This is a genomic window from Longicatena caecimuris (genome assembly GCF_018406465.1).
Classification (GTDB): Bacteria; Bacillota_I; Bacilli_A; order Erysipelotrichales; family Erysipelotrichaceae; genus Longicatena; species Longicatena caecimuris.
In genome coordinates this window covers 2,561,092-2,580,284 of the sequence record NZ_AP024510.1, presented here as the reverse complement: position 1 = coordinate 2,580,284, position 19,193 = coordinate 2,561,092, and the positions used below count along the sequence as shown (strand labels likewise).

Below are 19,193 nucleotides of genomic sequence, written 5' to 3'. Positions count from 1 at the left end.
GTTTCTAAGTCAATCGAGGAAAAAGGAGTAAATGAAAAGTGAGGAAACATATAACGAAGAAAAGAGACCAGGAAAAACAAACGATTCGTTTTATGATTGATCTATATTGCCATAAGCATCATAAGGAACATCCTTGTCAAGAATGTGAAGATCTATATGCCTATGCCAGTAAGCGTATCGAGCATTGCCCTTTCATGGAAACTAAGACATTTTGCAGCAGCTGTAAGGTGCATTGTTATCGAAAAGAGCAGCGTGATAAGATCAAAGAAGTGATGCGTTTCAGTGGCCCTTATATGCTGTTGTATCATCCACTCATGGCCCTTAGACATATGATAAACACAAGTAAGCAGCATTGGGAAAAAAGAAAAACAAAAGGAGTTTCGTGATATGAAATTAGCGTATTTATTGATTGGTATCATTGCCACGGGGTTAGGAGCAATCGGGGTTGTTTTACCCGTTCTACCTACAACGCCCTTTCTGTTGTTGGCGGCTTATTGTTTTGCGAAAAGTTCAAAACGTTTTCACACATGGCTGATGCAGACATCCATGTATCAAAATCATTTAGCCAGCTTTGTTGAACAGCGCAGCATGCGTTTGCGTACGAAGGTATCGTTGTTAAGCTTTGCCAGTGCCATGCTATTATTGGCTATGTATTTTATGGAGCATCTGTATTTGCGTCTGTTTCTGCTTTGTTTAATGGCATTTAAATATTATTACTTCCTATGTCGTATTGAAACCATACGCTCCTAAGCAAAAGTTCTGATTAATTATGATTCTATGTTTAACCTTTACAAGGGATGTTTGCCATGACAATAGCGACAAACTAGAAAAGAGGAAAACGTAACATGTTGAGCAAGCTTGCATAGGGAATTTCAAAAAAAGATAGTCTGCAAATATTATGAAAAAGCTGTATCAACCATGTTCTTTCTAATAAAGGTGGGAGAATACTTGCTGCTTTTTTAGAAGGATTGCGATGTTTGTTAGTATCCTTGGGAATGCCTTTCGTATTCCTTTCTATTCTGTTTATTTTATGATAAAATGCAAATAGAAAACATGAGGTGAAAAAATGAAAACAACATTAGTAGTTTTGGCAGCCGGTATGGGCAGTCGATATGGCGGATTAAAACAGATGGATCCATTAGGACCTAATGGGGAAGCAATTTTGGAATTCTCAGCATATGATGCAATTAAAGCAGGCTTTGATAAAATTGTCTTCATTATAAAAAAAGAAATGGAAAAGGATTTCAAAGAATTAATTGGGGATAAGATTGCACGAAAAGTAGAAGTGGAATATGTTTTCCAAGACATTGATTCTGTATTGCCAAGTGGATTCCACATTCCTGAAGGAAGAAGTAAACCTTGGGGTACGGGACATGCATTGTTATGCTGTAAAGATGTGTTGCATGAACCATTTGCCATCATTAATGCAGATGATTTTTATGGCAGAGAATCTTATAAGATTTTGCATGACTATTTGGCAGATCCAAACCATACAGACTATTGCTTGATTGGTTACATCTTGGAAAATACCTTAACAGATAATGGCAGTGTGACAAGAGGTATCTGTCAATCCGAAAACGGTCTGTTAACAGAAGTTAAAGAATGTGCCAAGATTGAAAAGCATGAAAACGGTGTGCAATATTTTGAGAACGATGAATGGATCGATGTGGACGCAACTTCATTGGTATCAATGAATATGTGGGGATTCTTCCCTGATTATGTGGAAAAGATTGAAACAAAGTTCCATGCATTTTTAAATGAAAAAGTACCGGAAAATACTATGAAATCAGAATTTTTAATTCCTGTGGTAACCGATGAATTGATCAAAGAAGGCAAGGCCACGGTGAAGTTATTGAGCAGCAATGAAAAATGGTTCGGTGTTACGTATCAGGAAGATAAGCCGGGAGTAAAAGCTGGTATTAAGGCATTGGTTGATAAAGGCTTATATCCAAGTGATCTTTGGAAATAAGTAAAAAACGGTTAAGAACGATAAAGCATAAAAAAAGGAAGTCGCTTTCATGCTATCTTGTCGCTGGCAAGCACAAGATGCATAGAGTTCTTCCTTTTTCGCTTTTATGAGACGATTGTTTTTGCTTGTTACTTCTATTGCTTAAAATTGCTTGAGAAATGTTTCATGGTCTTCTATACAGCGTCTTTTTCTTGTGTTTCATAACGCTGTTGCATGGCTTCATATAAGCGCATAAATTCATAATGATCTTTTGTATAAAGCTCCTCCAGCTGATAAGAGAAATTAAAATCATCGTCATATCCTGCGAAGATGTTTGGCAGATACTCATATAGCTGATTTGCTAAGGCTTCGACATGCTCAATATCAACACCGATTACTTCAAACACTTTTTTTACAGTGAAAACCAAAAAGCGTACGCGATAAGGACCACCCTTATATCCTACTTGTGCACATGTCCAATAGATTTTATCACGGGGAATGACGGTAATCTTGGTACTGCATAATAATAAATATGAAGATGTTAAGACAATTTTTTCACCATAAGGTTTTTTCCCTTCAGGAAACTCATATATGTATTCTTCAAATAACAGTCCATTTGCTGCATCCTGATTGATTTTCTCGGCAATTTCTTGCTTACTGCCGTCTTGATAAGGAAGAATGAGATTTTCCCCTTGGGCATCAGCTTTCCTCGTACGAATAGTCCCGATAACATCCGCGCATACAACGATGACGATTAAGACGATACCTATACTATAAATAGTGTTTTTAAAGGATGGATTCCTGGCAAATTCATCTTGTAAAAGAACATAAAGAAGTACCATGAAACAGACAAATAAAAGTGTACAGATGCGCAATCGCCTTCTTGTGGCTTTGTGAATACGTTTGGATTCTTTAACTAAAAACTTTTCAATCATAAAACATCACTCCTCTTCAACTTCTTTTATGCTATCCTTCTATAAGGGATAAGCCATTGAAAATGGTATTTACCTTCTTCATGGTGATGACTATATCATATTTTTCTATTAAAAGCTTGTAAGATATGACACAAATTTCCATTTTGTTTCTATCGTTTTAAGCTTATTAGAAAAAAAGGATGATTACATAGAAAGAGGCGTTTTTTCTTATTAGCTAAGATAGACAGAATGTACGTTTGCTGTATTTGACTTACTGGGAAAAGTTTTATACAATGGAAGCACTTGTGTAAAAATTAAGGAGCTTGAACTTTATGGACGCAAAACGAGAAAAATTATCCTCCCGCTTGGGATTTATCTTTTTATCCGCGGGATGTGCAATTGGATTAGGTAATATTTGGCGTTTTCCTTATATGGTAGGAAAATATGGCGGTGGAGCTTTTGTGTTGGTATACTTATTCTTCCTTATTATATTAGGACTTCCTATTATCGTCATGGAATATGCCGTAGGGAGAGGATCAGGAAAAAGTGTTGCCCGCAGTTTTCATATTTTAGAGAAACCGAAACAAAAATGGCATATCTTTTCTTATGTGGCAATGCTGGGGAATTATTTATTAGTAATGTTCTATACGACGATTGCTGGATGGATGCTGGCATATTTCGTCAAGATGGCGAGCGGTGAATTTCATGGCGCAACAACACAACAAGTAAAAGAAGCTTTTCAAACATTACAACAAGATCCTTTGGCTTCTGTCTTTTGGATGATTCTGGTGGTGCTGATTGGTTGTGGTATTTGTGCACTGGGATTACAAAAAGGGGTAGAAAAGATTACGAAGGTAATGATGGGGTTATTGTTGGGCGTTATGTTGCTATTGGTTGGTAAAGCCCTGAGTCTTACGAATGCTATGGAAGGTGTAACCTTTTATTTAGTCCCTGATTTTGATAAGCTGTTGCAAAACGGTTTGTTTGATGCAATTTATGCGGCGATGGGGCAAGCCTTTTTCACCTTAAGCATCGGTATGGGAGGCATGGCTATTTTTGGCAGCTATATCGATAAACAGCATTCTTTAACCGGCGAAGGAGTGCGAGTGATGGCATTGGATACCTTTGTGGCTATCATGGCAGGGCTTATTATCTTTCCAGCCTGTATGGCATTTGGTGTAGCTGCGGATAGTGGTCCCGGCTTGGTTTTTGTGACACTACCTAATATTTTTAATGTGATGGACAATGGACAGTTGTGGGGAACTTTATTTTTCATCTTTATGAACTTTGCGGCTTTATCGACCATCATCGCCGTATTTGAAAATATCGTTTCTTTCTCCATGGATTTGTTCGCCTGGACCAGAAAGAAAAGTGTCTTATTAAATATCTTAATTCTGATTGTGGGCAGTATTCCTTGTGCTATTGGCTTTAGTGTCTTATCCGGTTTTCAACCTTTTGGAGAAGGAAGTGCCGTTTTAGATCTGTTGGATTTCTTAGTATCAAATGTTATTATGCCACTTGGTTCTTTGGTATTTGTCTTCTTTTGTACGCGCAGCTTTGGCTGGGGATGGAAAAATTTCCTGCAAGAGGCAAATGCGGGGGAAGGATTGCCTTTTCCAAAGAACATGCGTTGGTATATCAGCTATCTTTTACCTGTCATTGTCGTGTTTATCTTTATATTGGGGCTTTGGGATAAATTAAAGCTGATGTAGCTATAATGAAACTTGCTTAATAATAATTACATAGGTTAAAAGATTTCTTTTATGTTGGCTAGGTAGTCTTCCATAAGAAATCTTTTTTGCTGTTTGATACAGATGAAGATAAAGTTTTACTGTTTTAATTTGGAAGATGGATTTTTACTGGTCGGATGCAGAAGAAGGTGAAAGAGCGTTTTTTGATAATGGCAAAAAAGGGCGTATAGAATACCATCTTATGTTTAATTTATAGATCGTAGAAAAGAAGATAAAGCATAGTAAAAAAAAGACTTCTCACACGTGCAACTTGTCTAGAAGTCTTTTCATTACTATGTAATTAGGGTAAGATCATTTGGTCTTTTCAAAAAAGTTTTCTGTAGTAGTACTGATACAGGATCTACTTTTTGGAAATTTCCATTTAAATATTGGAAAGGTTAGCATCATCCATTGCGGGAACAGAAAGCGTATAGCTATTATTACGCAAATCAATCGTAACTTCACAACCATTCGCAAAGCGCGTTTTTTGACACTTATAATCGTGATCTAAAAATTCATGTGAGACCATCTCTTCCTTGGCGACAAGTGTATGAAAAGTACTTACGATGGCAGAGCGCTCTTGTTTCTCTTGCTTGGTTAAGCTTTTATATTCGTTATCAAATACACCATCTGTATTAGGATAAGCACCATCCTTTTCTAAATACGGCGCACCGCCGTTTAATAAGGCATACAGCATGAGATCTTCGCCATCCAGGTAAACATCCATTGGCCAAGGCAATAAGACACAGTCATGATAAACTAAGTTAAACAAAGGAACGCCGATTCCAATGCGCTCTTCTTTAGGAGAATGCATCATAAAATGATAGGGTCCATAATGAGCAAAAATTTGATAAGGCAAGGCCCATTCATTGACCTCTTCACTACTGGTCAAAATATGCTTAGACAACAACCAGGCAAAGCAAGCATTGCGATACGCTAAGCATTCTCGACGTGTCATACGATGCATAGGATGAGCACATTCATCTGGTTCATTACAGGTGAAGACATCTAAATACACCGCATCCGGATAAATGCCATGAGCAAATAACGCTTCATAATTGCGTTTTACATAGGAGCTTGCCAGACTAGCACATAAGTAATCCTGTTCACCTCCGGCCCAATAGGCATGCGAAGGGATACTGCCGTCTGGTAATTGCACACTATTTTGTGGATCATATTCCTTTCCCAGATGGTAATGATCACGATATTGATCATGCAATCCGAATACATAATGCAGCTGTTTCATCTGTTGGCATAAGGCTTGCAAGCCATCCCAACCACCGGCTTTTTCACAGGGAGGCAATATAGAAGGATGCGCATTGTCATAGCCTTCTACGCCCCAGCCATCCAGATGCAGATATAATTTATTTACGCCAAGCTGCTTCCATTCGATCATTTCTTGTCGGCGTGTTGCAAAGGTTGTTAAGGATTCATAACGATCCGGCTTTTTCGCATCATAAAAACGGGATTGTGGCTGGACATGTGTTTGTATGCCTTTATGCAGAAAACATGCGCCAATCAATTCATCAAGGGAAGGCTGTTGAATACTTTTTTCCTTTAATGTGACAAGTAAACCGCGAGCGATGGCATCCTTGCGATAGGCCTTTGCGATGGTGTTATGATCACAATGTTCATAGAACTGCATGCGTAAGCTGCGGCGATAGGACAACTTGCCAAGACTGCTCAGCCAGCGAATGGAAACATGCGTATAGGGACCATGTGCAGGATGCTGTATTTGATAAGCACTATCCCATGGTGTATCGTTGATAAGTAAATATCCCATGTTTTCTTTAATCTGCGAAAGCCAGGGCATATAAGCACTGCTGGAACAAAAGGCTCCATCAAAAGGTAACTGACATACTTCTTTCTTCCATGTATTTGGCAACAGTAAACCCTGTTGTAAAGGAAGCAGTGTATACCAATCCTTGCTTGCCTTATCAAATGTAAAAGGCATAGGCCAAAAAACTTCCGTTACTCCTTCATCTTTAATGGGAAGGAAGTGAAAGGTGATTTCGGATGATAAAGAAATAAGTATCAAGGTCTGAAAATGAAGATCTGTATTGAAAAAGCCCTGATAATCACTTAAAATACCTTTTGCTAAGCCTACTTGACAGTAAGAATGATGAATCTGTGTCGCTTGTGTAAAAGCAAGCTTTTTTTGATGATATAAGAGATAAGGGGCTTGTTGAATGCTTTGCCAATGTTGATGTGGTAAAGCAATCGATATTTGTAAGGTATCTTCTTGTAAGGTAAGGGTGATGGTATGTGCCTGTAAGTTCATGTGTCCTCCTGCTATTTTCTTTTTCTGTGTTATGATACTATGAAATAGGAAAGTTTGCAATTTTTCCTTGAACAAGGAGAATATAATAATGCTATACTATAAGCAGAATGTAGAATTTAATTGCTAAGAAAGAACAGGAGATCAAGATGAAAGTCTTATATGTGAGTGATTTGGATGGTACGTTGTTAAATGAAAACAGTTCGATCAGTGAACAGAGTTTATCTATTTTAAACACATTAATCAAAAAAGGGGTAGCATTTACGTTTGCCACGGCACGATCCTTACATTCAGCAGCCAAGGTCACAAAAGGCTTACAGCTGAAACTTCCACTAATTGTATATAATGGTGTATATGTATTGGATGCGAAGGATCACCATATCCTTGCACAGCAGGAATTTACAAAGCAACAGCTGGAACAAATTTTGCGAATTGGTGATGCCTACCGGCAGTATCCTTTTGTCTATGCGTATATCAATGGCGTAGAACGTGTATCCTATCTGCCGGACACTTTGCATCCCGGGGGTTGGCATTATCGAAACAGTCGTATGGATGATAAACGCTTTCGATCAATCGTATCCGCACAACAGCTGTTGGATGGGGATAGTTTCTATGTGACCTTCATCAATGACAAAGAAGCCTTACAACCTATTTACGAACAGCTATGTGCCTTAGATACATTTACTATTACTTTTCAAAGAGAACTAGGCAGAGAAGAATATTGGCTGGAAGTGATGCCGGCGACCGCTAGTAAAGCGAATGCTATTTTAAAATTAAAGGAACTTGGTGGCTTTGATCATGTGGTCTGCTTTGGTGATGCCATAAATGATTTGCCGATGTTTCAGGTTGCAGATGAAGCTTATGCCGTTGACAATGCTATTGAGGAACTGAAACAACAAAGCGATGGTGTCATAGGCAGCAATGAGGAGGATGGCGTCGCAAGATGGATGCAAGAGCATGCCCTTTGTGTAGAGTCATAAGGATATGTGCTATAATAGGGAATAGAAAATGGGAGGAATGACGATGATCAAATTGATCGCATGTGATTTAGATGAAACGCTGTTAAACAGCGATAAGAAAATATCCGAGAAAAATCGGATAGCAATACAACGGGCAAAGGATGAATATGGTGTACTCTTTGTACCTGCTACCGGACGCGGTTATACTTGTATTGATGATGTGTTAGACACCTTAGCATTACGTGATCAAGAAGATGCCTATATCATCAGTAACAATGGTGGAATCCTATGCACTGCAAAAGATTATCAGAAGTTACAATTTCACGCATTGCCTTTTGCTTTGGCTTGTGAACTGTTTCAATTTGGTTATGAAGCTAATGTCTGTATTCAAGTGTTTACGGATAAAGATGTTTATGCCTTCCATTTAAATGAAGATGAAAAGAAGTGGCTGTTTATGTTTAAGCCGGATAGTATTATTTGTGAAGAGACATCGTTGGCGTTTTTAAAGGATACACCAATTGCGAAAATCTTATTTCAAAATACGGATATGACATATTTACAACAAATAGCAAAACAGATGAAACCCATTACAAAGGATAAAGTCAGTGTATCATATTCCAGTAATCGCTATTTAGAATTAAATGCCATTGGTGTTGATAAAGGATTGGGCTTGAGAGAATTAGCTGCACATCTGGGAATTGCTATCGAAGATACTATGGCAATCGGAGATAATCTGAATGATTATGCGATGTTGAAGGATGCTGGTGTGGCAGTTGCGGTGGCCAATGCCGTAGCAGAGATTCAAGCTATCAGTGATTATGTTACCAAGGCGAATTGTAATGAAGATGCTGTCGCAGAAGCAATTCAAAAATTTATCTTTGCATCATGAAAAGGAGGAAGATGTATGGAATCCAGTGAACGCAGAAAGCTTATTCTGACACATATTAAGCAAAGTGAAAAACCGGTTTCAGCTAGCGCGTTGGCAACACTTGCTCATGTATCGCGTCAGATCATCGTCGGTGATGTGGCTTTGCTTAGAGCAGCAGGGCATCATATCATAGCAACACCGCGTGGTTATGTATGTGATGTTAAAGAAGCCAGTGGCATTAGAAAGACGATTGCCGTAGATCATACGGCTGAACAGATGATGGATGAAATCTATACGATCATTGATTTAGGGGGAACACTAGTTGATGTAATTGTCGAACATCCGATTTATGGGCAATTATCCGGGCAGTTACATATTGCCTCTCGCTATGATGCTCAGCAGTTTTATAAAAATGTTTGTGAAAATAGGGCAAAACCATTATCAAATCTGACCAATGGTTTACATTTGCATACACTGCAATGTCCAAGTGAAGAAGTCTATACACGCATTATTCAGCGTTTGGATGAAAAAGGATTTTTATATAAACGATAGCTAATAAGACGCTTATGAGGAACAATTGCTTTTTATCAAAAAGGAAGAGAAAGGACAACGCGAATAAAAACTCGCGTTTTTTTTTGGCCTTTTTTACGCTTTTTATGATGTCATGTCGTATATACATATGCAAGGGGAGTTTGTAAGAAAGAGGTGTAAGGTATGAAAGAAGGGATGCGTTTAGCTAATAAGTATGAAATTTTAAAAGAAATCGGTAAAGGCGGTATGTCAATAGTGTACTTGGCTATGGATTTGCACATTCATAAGATGTGGGCAATTAAGGTGATGAAGAGAACTCATAGTTCTTCTTCCATCCTTATGCAGGCTTGGACAAAAGAAGCGGATCTATTAAAAGAACTTGATCATCCCGGTTTACCGCGCATTGTTGATATTGTTGAAACAAGTGAGGAAGTTTGCATCGTCATGGATTATATCGAAGGGGAAACGATGGAAACCATGATACGCGATTATGGACCACCGCCACAAGCTAGAATAATTGCATGGGGGGTGGCATTATGCGATATCTTAGCATATCTTCATCAACAGTCACCGCCCATTATTTATCGAGATCTAAAACCCGGTAATATTATGGTAAAACCAAAGGGAGAGCTGTGTCTGATTGATTTTGGAATTGCACGTCGTTATCAAATTAACAATGATCGAGATACAACCGTCTTAGGTACGCAAGGGTATGCTTCACCTGAACAGTTTTCTATTGACCAACAAAGTGATTGTCGCAGTGATATTTATTCTTTAGGGGCAACTTTATATCATATGGCCTGTGGACGTTCCCCTTTACATAAGGAGATGCAAGCTTTGCCAGATACAATCTCCAGCGGATTACAAAACATCATGCAAAAATGCATGGAATTAGAACCAAAAAATCGATATGCTTCGATTTTACAGGTGCAATATGCGCTCTCTCATATACAGGAATATGATACGCACTATCGTCATAAACAAAAGCTGCATTTGCGTTTAACGGGTATATGTCTTTTGTTTTGCATGCTGTGTTTTGGGGGTGGTGTTTGGGCAAATGCGTATGCTCATCTATTGCATGCGCAGGCATATGAAGGTTTGCTTGAAGCAGCTTTACAGGAAAAAAGGGAGGATAAACAAAAGCAGAAATTGTATCAGGCGGTGAAAGAGTTGCCACATCGTAAAGAAGCCTATATGCAGGTAGTAGCAATCTATGCACAGGATGGTTGTTTTACTTTCTTGGAAGAGGTTGATTTCAAACGAAACATACAGCCTTATATTTCTCATGAAGATGTTTTCTATGAAGAATTGTGTTTTCAGATTGGCAAGTTGTATTGGTATTATTACGAAACAAAACAGGAGGCACAACCATCTATATCACGTATGAAGGCAGCCTACTTTTGGTTTTCAAAGGTACATACACATGTGAAAACGCAGGCATATGCATTGGCGCAAGCATATGGCAATATTGCAAAATTTCATCAGACGATTACGCTGCGTATGGAAGAGGTGGAAGATGCCGGTATGTATCAAAGGTGTTATCAAGATATGGAACACCTGTATCAGCAGCATCAAATGAAAGCACCGGCAGAAATCGTCGAGTTGGAAAGTGATCGTATGTTTGTCTGTTTATTAGTGAATTATGCTAGAGGATTACATCGTGATGGCATCAGCGAAGAGAGGATGCTATTCAGAATGAAAACAATCAAGGAAGAGGTGATGCAATTAAATACTACCACACCTAAGACAAAAGCGCTGAAAGCAGAGATCTTACGAATGTGTGAAGAAGGGACGTCACGAATACATGTGGCATGTCAAAAGGAGAAACAGGATGGAACGATGGGAAAGACTGCATGATGGCTGTATGATGTTAGGCATCATGGGATGTCTGTTGTTTGTTTGGCTATGTCATCATTGGGCTGTGTATACGGCACTATCACAACTTAGTGGCTGGAAGATGAAACGACAGCTGTCCCAACAAAGGAAAAGGAAAAAGGAACAGGTTTATTGGCGAATGCCTAATCAGCAGACTTGGAAAAAAACACAAGATGAACATTATCATCAAGCGTTTATGAAACAAACGGACACATCAGACAAAGAGCAAAGACGTATATGTTTGGAAACGACGATGCTGACAAAGGATGAGCAAAAGTGCAATGCACTTGCGCAAACCTGTATTCTGCCAGTTGTACAAAAGGAAGATATAGAAGAAGGGAAAAGAGAAGAGCGTGAGGGTAAGGTATCCTTATGAAAAGAGTAAGTAAGAAAGGTGAAAATGTCATGAGAAAAAGGTATGGATGGTTGGTTATATTGGTAATGGGTATGGTAGTATGTGGTGCTACCTCATTTTTGAAGGCACATGAAGAAACTCCTTGTTTCACCATTCAGCTTTGGAAGAATTATGAAACAAAGGATCCAATCGTGAAGCAAAAGGTGACATTGCAATATGAAGAAGAGGAAACATTGCAGACCTTTACACAGCTAAGTAATGAGGATGGAAAGGTTGTTTTTCCTATCCATGATGCAGCAATGGAAAAAGGTATGGAAGTTTTGGTTTTTATCCATCATGATGAGCAAGAAGAAACAATGAACCGTTTTTCCATATGTTTACAAAAGGATAAGCTCGATTATGTATATCATAAGGAAAAGAATGTCTTACAGCTAAAAGATAAGCAAGCACCTATCATTACGAAGGCAGCCTTATCCACTTACCAATTTAGTAAAGATCCCATTCTTATTAGCCTAACGGCGATTGATGATAGCAATACTTCACAAGAGCTAACCTATGGTGAAAAAGGAGGCCCCTTCCAAAAAGAAGCGGTTTTTACAATCGTAAACAATGGACGCTATGTCTTTTATGCCAAGGATGAGCAAGGAAATCTCAGTGCACCTTATGAGGTGAAGGTCCAAAACATAGATACAACAATACCTACTCTTATCAGTGGGGAAAAGATAACCCTCTATGATCCTCATGGAGATGGCAGACGGCCCCACACGACTTTATTTCAAACATGTTTTGCGAAGGAGTTTGCAATACGCATTCCGATCATGGATGAGGGAAGTGGCATCGCAAAGGTGACATTGTTTAGTGATGGACTGCCAATTGAAAATGATTGTCTTAACTTTGCGCAGCATCCCCAGAAAGAAGATGCTGTATTTGTCGTACGACTGCCAAAGGAAATGGTAAAAGCGCAGGGGACAATTTCTTTTAGCTTGGAAGATGCCGTTGGCAATTGCAGTGATGTTATCCCAATTTCTAGAGAGAATTCTAATATAAAGGCTGCGCACAATGATATCCTGTTAGAAAAGCAGGCAATGCAGTTGCATATAAGTGCTGATCTTACGACTGCTCATCAATATGCGAATAAAGATGTGATATGGCTAGATCAACATGTCCCGATTACCATACAAGGAACAGATACACTCTCAGGAATTTATGAGGTGCGCATTTATACCAAACAACATCATCTTTTGAAGAAACAACAATGGGATGATGAACGCAAAGAGGAATTTCATATGAAGGTTAGCACTTCGGATATTCCTTTACAATATCGTAAAGACGGCGCCTGTTTCTTTTATGTAGAAGGAAGTGATCATGCGGGGAATATAAGCAAAACAAGTTATACGTGTTATGTAGATGATCAGCGCCCTACCATTGCCTTTTTTCGTTTACAGGGACAAACGCATAAGCCGGTAGCAAAAACACAATTAGAACTTTTTTATGAGGAGCCTTTATCGGTTTATGTGCAAGCACTGGATGGGGAAGCCAGCAGTGGTATTGCCTTTATTCAATGGTATACCATAGATGCTATGGGCGTAAAAAGTGACATACATAAGGATGTAACAGATGATCATGGAGGATTGTCAATACCACTAGATGATGGTTTTAGCGGCTGGCTGTATGCGATGACGCAAGATTATTGTCATCATTCTTCCAAAGCAAGCAATCACCAGGCGTATGTGCATAGCCAAGGAATTGTCATACGTCATCAGCTTAACCCACATCTTTCTTATCAGTTGCCCCATACCCCTTATCAAGATATAGAAGGCTTGCCTTTATATACAAAATCCGCGCCGATTACCATTCATTTGCGAATGCAGGATAAAGACAGTGGTATTCAAAAAGTGTCGTGGCGTTTGCTTGGCGATGAAGAAAACACGCATCAGCTCCTATGTGATTTACAGCCAAAACAGGCATATCAGATAGATCAAAAGCTGAAACAGGATGAACAAAGTTTTCATATTACCGGTGTCAATCATAATCTTATTACCTCTTTAGAAACAGATATCGCTGTCACATCCAAAGGTAATCATTCAACGTTGGAAGTCGTGCTGATGGATTGGCACAATCGCACAGATACAGTACACATTTCGTTTTGTAAGGATACAATGGCTCCTAATGTAAACCTGTTGTTTGAAGATCAGAAAGAGGAAGGTGCAGATAACGGTTATTTTACAAAGCGGACGGCGATCCTACAAATACAGGAACAAAACTTTATCGAAAAAGGTGTAGATCTTAACATACAAAAAGATCATAAGCAAATCCAAATGGATCTGCATTGGCAAAAAGTATCTAAGGATATTTATGAAGCAAGACTTTCTTTTCAAAAGGATGGAACCTATGCGCTTGCTTTACAGGCATATGATGCAGGAAAACTGGCATCAAAAAAGCAACACACCATCTTCACGATTGACACCAAACCACCTCTAGTAACCATTGATCGTTTGGATAGTGGAAATACAAAAGGATTTTTTCATCAGCCTCAACGGATTACCATTCAGGTGGATGAGACACATTTTGATGCGGCACGCATGAAGATAGACGGAGTCGCAAAACAGCAAGAAAGACTTCTGCAATTCCCTAAACCAACCCCATGGAAGAAAGGAAAAGATGGATATTTTACTCATTTGGATTTTGTCGTAGATGGCACTTATGAATTACAGGTGCAAGCAGAAGATAAAGCAGGGCAGAAAAGTGAAAGTATATCCATCTTGCCATTTACTATTGATACACAAAAACCTCAGATTGAAATCATGGGAGTTACCGCCAATACAGCTTACCAAGGTATGGTAAAGCCAGTAATTATCTGTCGCGATGCCGCTATTGACCGACATTTGGTATCTGTGTCATTGACTTGTGCCAATCAAACAAAGACTAAGCTGGCTTATCAGGTAAAAGAACAGGGAAAACAATTACGATATCAATTTTCCTCCATCCCCTTTCAGCGTACATTTGATGGTATTTATACAGTATCTGTAAAGGCAAAAGATCGTGCTGGAAATCAGAGTGAAAAAACACTGACATTCAGTGTGAATCGCTTTGGCTCTGTCTATGAGCTGCCAAAGGTTTCCAATGCTTATTATCGTCATCCATTTGCTATTGAAATAACAGAAAGCAATGTTACGCGCTTACTTGAACAACAGGTGTTTCTTAGTGTGAATGGCAGTGTGCAAAAGCTAAAGAAAGAAGAATATACGGTTGTGAAAAACAAAGGCAATTGGTATCAATATACGTATCATTTGCCTAAAAAGCTATTTCAAAAGAATGGCCGTTATCAAGTATATTTATTATCAAAGGATGCTGCGGGCAATGCAAATGATAATACGGCTTATACAAAACATGCCATCGTAAAGTTTATGATGGATCAAAATGCACCGCAAATTGATTTTATGAATCTTAATGCACATACACGCTATGATGCAAACAAGCGTAAGGTTCAGGTATTCATACGCGATAATATGCAGCTGAAGAAAGTGACAATTCTTGTAAATGGAAAAGCACTTGCGTATGAAAAGAAGGAAGATATGTATACGTTTATGCTTTATCAAAGTTCTTTGCCTCAGCAGGTGAATGTGTACGCAGAAGATGCTGCGGGAAATATACAAACTATTTCCTGTGAGGATATCACCATACTGCCCCATCCTTCTTATACGCTTCAAACACCAAATGGCCAACCTTATGGATATGTGTTCGCCGGCATCATTCTGGTTGGAAGTGTCGCATATATCTATAAGAGAAGAAAGCATGCACGATAAGACAAGTTCTTAAATTTGTGCTATACTTGAACGGTAAGAAGGGATATTTTGAAAAAGCAATCTTTGCTCACAAAGGAAGAGCGTAAACAACAGCTCTACGAAAAAAATAAACCACCCAAGCTTAGTATCTTGGAAGAGGTAGGAAATGCCATCACGCATGGGGCAGGCGCTTTATTTGCTCTTATCGCTATGGTGATGTTACTGATAAAGGCGGATACGATGAATAAATGCGTGGCTGCTTTGATTTATGGCATTAGTATGTTTCTTATGATGTTGATGAGCTGCCTATACCATTCTTTTAAGAGTGAATCAAAAGTGAAACATCTGTGGCGACGTTTTGATTACACCTCCATTTATTTATTGATCGGAGGAACCTTTGCGCCGATCTTACTTGTGTATCGCGGCGATGCGTTAGGAATTAGCTTTTTTATCATACAGTGGCTGCTCATCCTGTTTGGTATCATTATGATCCTTATTTTCGGACCCGGTAAGTGGCCGGCGTTACATTTTACGTTATATTTTGTGATTGGTTGGAGTGGTTTGGTGTTTCTGCCCGGTTTGTGGAAAGACAATCAAAACCTGCTTTGGATGATCTTAGGCGGTGGCATTGTGTATACCATTGGGATGATTCCTTTTGCGAAACATGGGAAAGGAAGTCATTTTATTTGGCATCTATTCGTGTTAGGCGGTGCCATCCTACACTGGTTGGGCATTTATTTGTTTCTATATTTATGAATCAGGCGATACGCAGTGTATCGTCTTTTTTCTTATGGTTGATGGATAAAAGCACCTTTTGGTGAAAAGAAGCAGGGATTGTCCTACATGTGCTATTGTATACTCTATGATTCCTCTTTATTGATAGCAAGTCGTATGGGTTAGGTATCGGCGTATGGAAATATGAGAGAGGTTTTCCTTTAGGATGTAAGAAAAAGCGAAAAAGACTTTGACAAATTAAACATCAGGAGTATAATAGTCATAACATGTGTCTTGACACATGTAAACAAGATTTGGGAGGAAATGAAAATGAGTCAAAGTAATAAAATTCATACAATGGTGTTATCGGCACTATTGATTGCCGTAGGTATTTTGATACCAATCATCTCACCAATTAAAGTCATTTTAGAGCCAATGTCTTTTACCCTGGCAAGCCATGTTGCAATCATGATTGCAATGTTTGTTTCACCATTTGTCGCTGTTGCTACCGCTTGTGGAACAACGTTAGGCTTTTTGCTGTATGGCTTTCCTATGCCGGTTGTTTTACGTGCTTTCAGTCATGTGGTATGGGCTTTCGCTGGTGCCTATTATTTAAAGAAGCATCCAGAAACCTTAAATAATGTTTGGAAGAGCCTGTTGTATATGTTGGGGGTAGCACTTCTTCACGGTATCTTTGAGGTTGCTATTGTATTGCCTATTTATGTTGGTGATCCTACGGTTGACTTTATGTATATGGTCATGGGATTAGTAGGGGTAGGAACCATTGTTCATAGTTGTGTGGATATGGTATTGAGCATTGCGGTTTGGAAGGTACTTATTAAAAACAGAAGCATTGCAGCTGTAGCAAATGTAAAGGAAGCAGATTTAAAATTTGGTAAAGAAAAAGCATTACAGACAACATCCAAAGCATAAACGTAAAATAAGATTTGTAAGCATATGTGCTAGCAAATCTTTTTCTTGTATGAGAAAACCCCCAGATAGTCTGGGGGTTCCGTAGAGCTTTAGCGATGAGCCTTTAAAAATAAAACTCCTTTTGATAGAATAAGAATGCGGTCTGGCAACTGCATAAAAATCAAAAGGAGGACAAATAATGAATAATAATCCATTAAATGACGTACATACTTTATCACACACCACATGGAATTGCAAATACCACATAGTCTTTGCGCCAAAGTATAGAAGAAAAGTTTTTTATGGAGAAAAGCGACTAGAAATAGGAGCAATACTGAGAGAATTATGCGAGTGGAAAGGTGTGAAAATTATAACAGCAGAAGTATGCCCAGATCATGTGCATATGCTAGTTGAAATCCCACCTAAAATGACAGTATCAGGATTTATGGGATTTCTGAAAGGGAAAAGTAGTATTATGATCTATCAGAAATGGGGGAATATGAAATATAAATATAGGAATCGATCATTTTGGTGTAGAGGATATTATGTAGATACAGCAGGAAAGAATGACAAAGTAATTGAAGCATATATAAAAAATCAATTAAAAGAAGATGAACTAAGTGAACAATTGACACTGGATATAGAAGACCCGTTTACGGGTAATAAGAAATAGAAATGCAAATGCCAGACCGTATTGTTACGCTGGTAAGCGTAGCCTGAATCTGAGCCCCTTGGGGCGATTACGTAAAAACCACCAGCTAAGCTGGTGGATATTTATTTATATGATTCATCCATGCATTCGATAACAAAACATTTTGTAATTTGCATCGGAAAAGAAACGACATTCTTATGAAAGACTTTTGGCTTAAAATTCACACTTTAAAATCCATCTGCTTTCCTGTATAATAATGCCTAAAGAATAAGGGGAGTGAGGATATGGAAGTTGTTGAAAATCATTTTTCACAGGGATTAAAAGATGGCATTCCGATTGGCTTAGGATATTTATCTGTATCCTTTACGTTTGGTATGATGGCGGTTTCCAATGGAGTTCCTGTAGAGGTAGCTGTAATGATATCGCTCACCAATCTTACCAGTGCCGGACAATTCAGTGCCTTATCTTTGATGTTGGAGAGTGCTTCTTTACTAGAATTGGCGCTATCGCAATTTATCATTAATCTACGCTATGCCTTAATGTCCTTATCTTTAACACAGAAGGTAGACAAGCATATGAAAACATATGAGCGAGCTTTGATTGCTTATGGTGTTACCGATGAAATATTTGCTTTAGCAAGCTCTACCTATGAAAGAGTAGGAAAATGGTATATGTCTGGTCTTATCCTATTTCCTGTTTTCTGCTGGACAATGGGAACTTTGTTAGGCGGAGCATTTACCACTTTAATGCCGGAAAGTCTGCGAAGTGCTTTAGGTATTGCGATTTATGGTATGTTTTTAGCCATTATCATTCCTCCCGCCAAAAAGTTAAAGAGTGTTCGCAAAGTTTTGATCTTAGCGATAGCGCTGAGCTGCCTCTTTTCAGCATGTGCTTCCTTTTTACCGATCTCTTCCGGTTTTGTTATTATTATCTGCACCGTTTGTGCTGCCGGCTTTGGCGCTTGGCTGTTCCCGGTGGAGGAGGTGTCTCATGAATAACTATCTTCCTTATATGGTTGTTATGGCACTGGTAACCTATCTGATTCGTATGGTGCCCTTGACTTTTTTTCAGAAGGAAATCAAAAGTCCTTTTATAAAATCATTTCTTTTCTATGTACCTTATGCGGTGTTAGGCGCAATGACCTTTCCAGCCATTTTTACCAGCGGAGGCAGTGTTCTGGCATCTACTGCCGGTTGTTTGATAGCCTTATATCTGGCATACAAAGGTAAGGGATTGTTAAGTGTGGCAGTGGCTGCTTGTATTATGGTATATCTAGTTGATTTGGTTTTCCCATTGCTATCATAAAGAAAGGCTGTGCATAGTTGTCACAGCCTATTTTAAACGTTTGTTTACATGATGGAAATAGCGTAATAATGCTAAAATTAATTCACGCTGATAATCGTCCAGTTTGTGAATTGCTGCGGATAAATAGGCATCAATGGCTTTTGCATCTTCATTATCGGTAGTAAAAATTTTACCTGGATCTAAGTGCAGTATTTCCGCAATCATGAAAAAGTCATCTAAGCGTATGGATGTCCTTCCCTGCAGCAGGCTGTTGATTGTCTGCGGGGATAAATGGAGCTTTTTTGCTAGTTGTTTTTGCGTCATATTATTGATCGCTAAGGCTTCTTTTATAATTTCCCCGTAGTTTCCCACCATAAGATCTCCTCCT

General features: G+C 38.8%; 18 protein-coding genes. 15 read left to right on the top strand and 3 right to left on the bottom strand.

Features of this window, described 5'->3' with window-relative positions; translation table 11 throughout:
- Nucleotides 1-38: 38 nt before the first annotated feature.
- The 3 genes from KJS44_RS11930 to KJS44_RS11920 all read left to right on the top strand — a co-directional run bounded on the left by KJS44_RS11930 (nucleotide 39) and on the right by KJS44_RS11920 (nucleotide 1,969).
- On the top strand, nucleotides 39-386 hold the full coding sequence (locus KJS44_RS11930) for a nitrous oxide-stimulated promoter family protein (protein WP_008686930.1): 348 nt from the start codon (nucleotides 39-41) through the stop codon (nucleotides 384-386).
- Between the two features lies 1 nt (nucleotide 387).
- Complete coding sequence (locus KJS44_RS11925; protein WP_008686931.1) at nucleotides 388-750, top strand: YbaN family protein; 363 nt, start codon at nucleotides 388-390, stop codon at nucleotides 748-750.
- 316 nt (nucleotides 751-1,066) lie between these two features.
- Nucleotides 1,067-1,969 carry a sugar phosphate nucleotidyltransferase gene (locus KJS44_RS11920; protein ID WP_008686932.1) on the top strand — a complete coding sequence of 301 codons (903 nt, stop codon included), beginning with the start codon at nucleotides 1,067-1,069 and terminating at the stop codon, nucleotides 1,967-1,969.
- 173 nt (nucleotides 1,970-2,142) lie between these two features.
- Here the strand turns inward: KJS44_RS11920 and KJS44_RS11915 are convergent, their stop codons facing one another.
- On the bottom strand, nucleotides 2,143-2,883 hold the full coding sequence (locus tag KJS44_RS11915) for a hypothetical protein (protein WP_008686934.1): 741 nt from the start codon (nucleotides 2,881-2,883) through the stop codon (nucleotides 2,143-2,145).
- Nucleotides 2,884-3,194: 311 nt separating this feature from the next.
- Here KJS44_RS11915 and KJS44_RS11910 point away from each other — a divergent pair, with 311 nt between their 5' ends.
- Nucleotides 3,195-4,574, top strand: coding sequence for a sodium-dependent transporter (locus tag KJS44_RS11910; RefSeq protein ID WP_008686936.1), 1,380 nt, complete (start codon nucleotides 3,195-3,197; stop codon nucleotides 4,572-4,574).
- A gap of 400 nt (nucleotides 4,575-4,974) precedes the next feature.
- Here KJS44_RS11910 and KJS44_RS11905 read toward each other — a convergent pair whose 3' ends face one another.
- A complete protein-coding gene (locus tag KJS44_RS11905; RefSeq protein ID WP_008686938.1) occupies nucleotides 4,975-6,873 on the bottom strand; it encodes a DUF5696 domain-containing protein in 1,899 nt (632 codons plus the stop codon).
- Nucleotides 6,874-7,019: 146 nt separating this feature from the next.
- Here KJS44_RS11905 and KJS44_RS11900 point away from each other — a divergent pair, with 146 nt between their 5' ends.
- The 11 genes from KJS44_RS11900 to KJS44_RS11850 all read left to right on the top strand — a co-directional run bounded on the left by KJS44_RS11900 (nucleotide 7,020) and on the right by KJS44_RS11850 (nucleotide 18,826).
- On the top strand, nucleotides 7,020-7,850 hold the full coding sequence (locus KJS44_RS11900) for a Cof-type HAD-IIB family hydrolase (protein WP_008686941.1): 831 nt from the start codon (nucleotides 7,020-7,022) through the stop codon (nucleotides 7,848-7,850).
- Nucleotides 7,851-7,893: 43 nt separating this feature from the next.
- A complete protein-coding gene (locus tag KJS44_RS11895) occupies nucleotides 7,894-8,718 on the top strand; it encodes an HAD family hydrolase (protein WP_008686942.1) in 825 nt (274 codons plus the stop codon).
- Between the two features lie 15 nt (nucleotides 8,719-8,733).
- Nucleotides 8,734-9,249, top strand: coding sequence for a transcription repressor NadR (locus tag KJS44_RS11890; protein ID WP_008686944.1), 516 nt, complete (start codon nucleotides 8,734-8,736; stop codon nucleotides 9,247-9,249).
- A 162-nt stretch (nucleotides 9,250-9,411) separates the two neighbouring features.
- Complete coding sequence (locus KJS44_RS11885; RefSeq protein WP_008686946.1) at nucleotides 9,412-11,085, top strand: serine/threonine protein kinase; 1,674 nt, start codon at nucleotides 9,412-9,414, stop codon at nucleotides 11,083-11,085.
- Nucleotides 11,060-11,479, top strand: coding sequence for a hypothetical protein (locus KJS44_RS11880; RefSeq protein ID WP_008686948.1), 420 nt, complete (start codon nucleotides 11,060-11,062; stop codon nucleotides 11,477-11,479). Before KJS44_RS11885 ends, KJS44_RS11880 begins: the two co-directional genes overlap by 26 nt.
- A gap of 29 nt (nucleotides 11,480-11,508) precedes the next feature.
- On the top strand, nucleotides 11,509-15,264 hold the full coding sequence (locus KJS44_RS11875; RefSeq protein ID WP_226896760.1) for an Ig-like domain-containing protein: 3,756 nt from the start codon (nucleotides 11,509-11,511) through the stop codon (nucleotides 15,262-15,264).
- Nucleotides 15,265-15,312: 48 nt separating this feature from the next.
- Nucleotides 15,313-15,999 carry a PAQR family membrane homeostasis protein TrhA gene (trhA, locus tag KJS44_RS11870; protein ID WP_008686952.1) on the top strand — a complete coding sequence of 229 codons (687 nt, stop codon included), beginning with the start codon at nucleotides 15,313-15,315 and terminating at the stop codon, nucleotides 15,997-15,999.
- Between the two features lie 288 nt (nucleotides 16,000-16,287).
- The gene (locus tag KJS44_RS11865; protein WP_008686953.1) at nucleotides 16,288-16,890 is read left to right on the top strand and encodes a hypothetical protein; all 603 of its coding nucleotides are present in this window, start codon (nucleotides 16,288-16,290) and stop codon (nucleotides 16,888-16,890) included.
- 178 nt (nucleotides 16,891-17,068) lie between these two features.
- Nucleotides 17,069-17,542 (top strand): IS200/IS605 family transposase, encoded by a 474-nt coding sequence (gene tnpA, locus KJS44_RS11860; RefSeq protein ID WP_008686955.1) that lies wholly within the window; start codon nucleotides 17,069-17,071, stop codon nucleotides 17,540-17,542.
- A gap of 263 nt (nucleotides 17,543-17,805) precedes the next feature.
- Complete coding sequence (locus KJS44_RS11855; RefSeq protein ID WP_008686957.1) at nucleotides 17,806-18,519, top strand: AzlC family ABC transporter permease; 714 nt, start codon at nucleotides 17,806-17,808, stop codon at nucleotides 18,517-18,519.
- On the top strand, nucleotides 18,512-18,826 hold the full coding sequence (locus KJS44_RS11850; RefSeq protein ID WP_008686958.1) for an AzlD domain-containing protein: 315 nt from the start codon (nucleotides 18,512-18,514) through the stop codon (nucleotides 18,824-18,826). Before KJS44_RS11855 ends, KJS44_RS11850 begins: the two co-directional genes overlap by 8 nt.
- A gap of 27 nt (nucleotides 18,827-18,853) precedes the next feature.
- Here KJS44_RS11850 and KJS44_RS11845 read toward each other — a convergent pair whose 3' ends face one another.
- Nucleotides 18,854-19,180 carry a helix-turn-helix transcriptional regulator gene (locus KJS44_RS11845; RefSeq protein ID WP_008686960.1) on the bottom strand — a complete coding sequence of 109 codons (327 nt, stop codon included), beginning with the start codon at nucleotides 19,178-19,180 and terminating at the stop codon, nucleotides 18,854-18,856.
- Nucleotides 19,181-19,193: the final 13 nt, after the last annotated feature.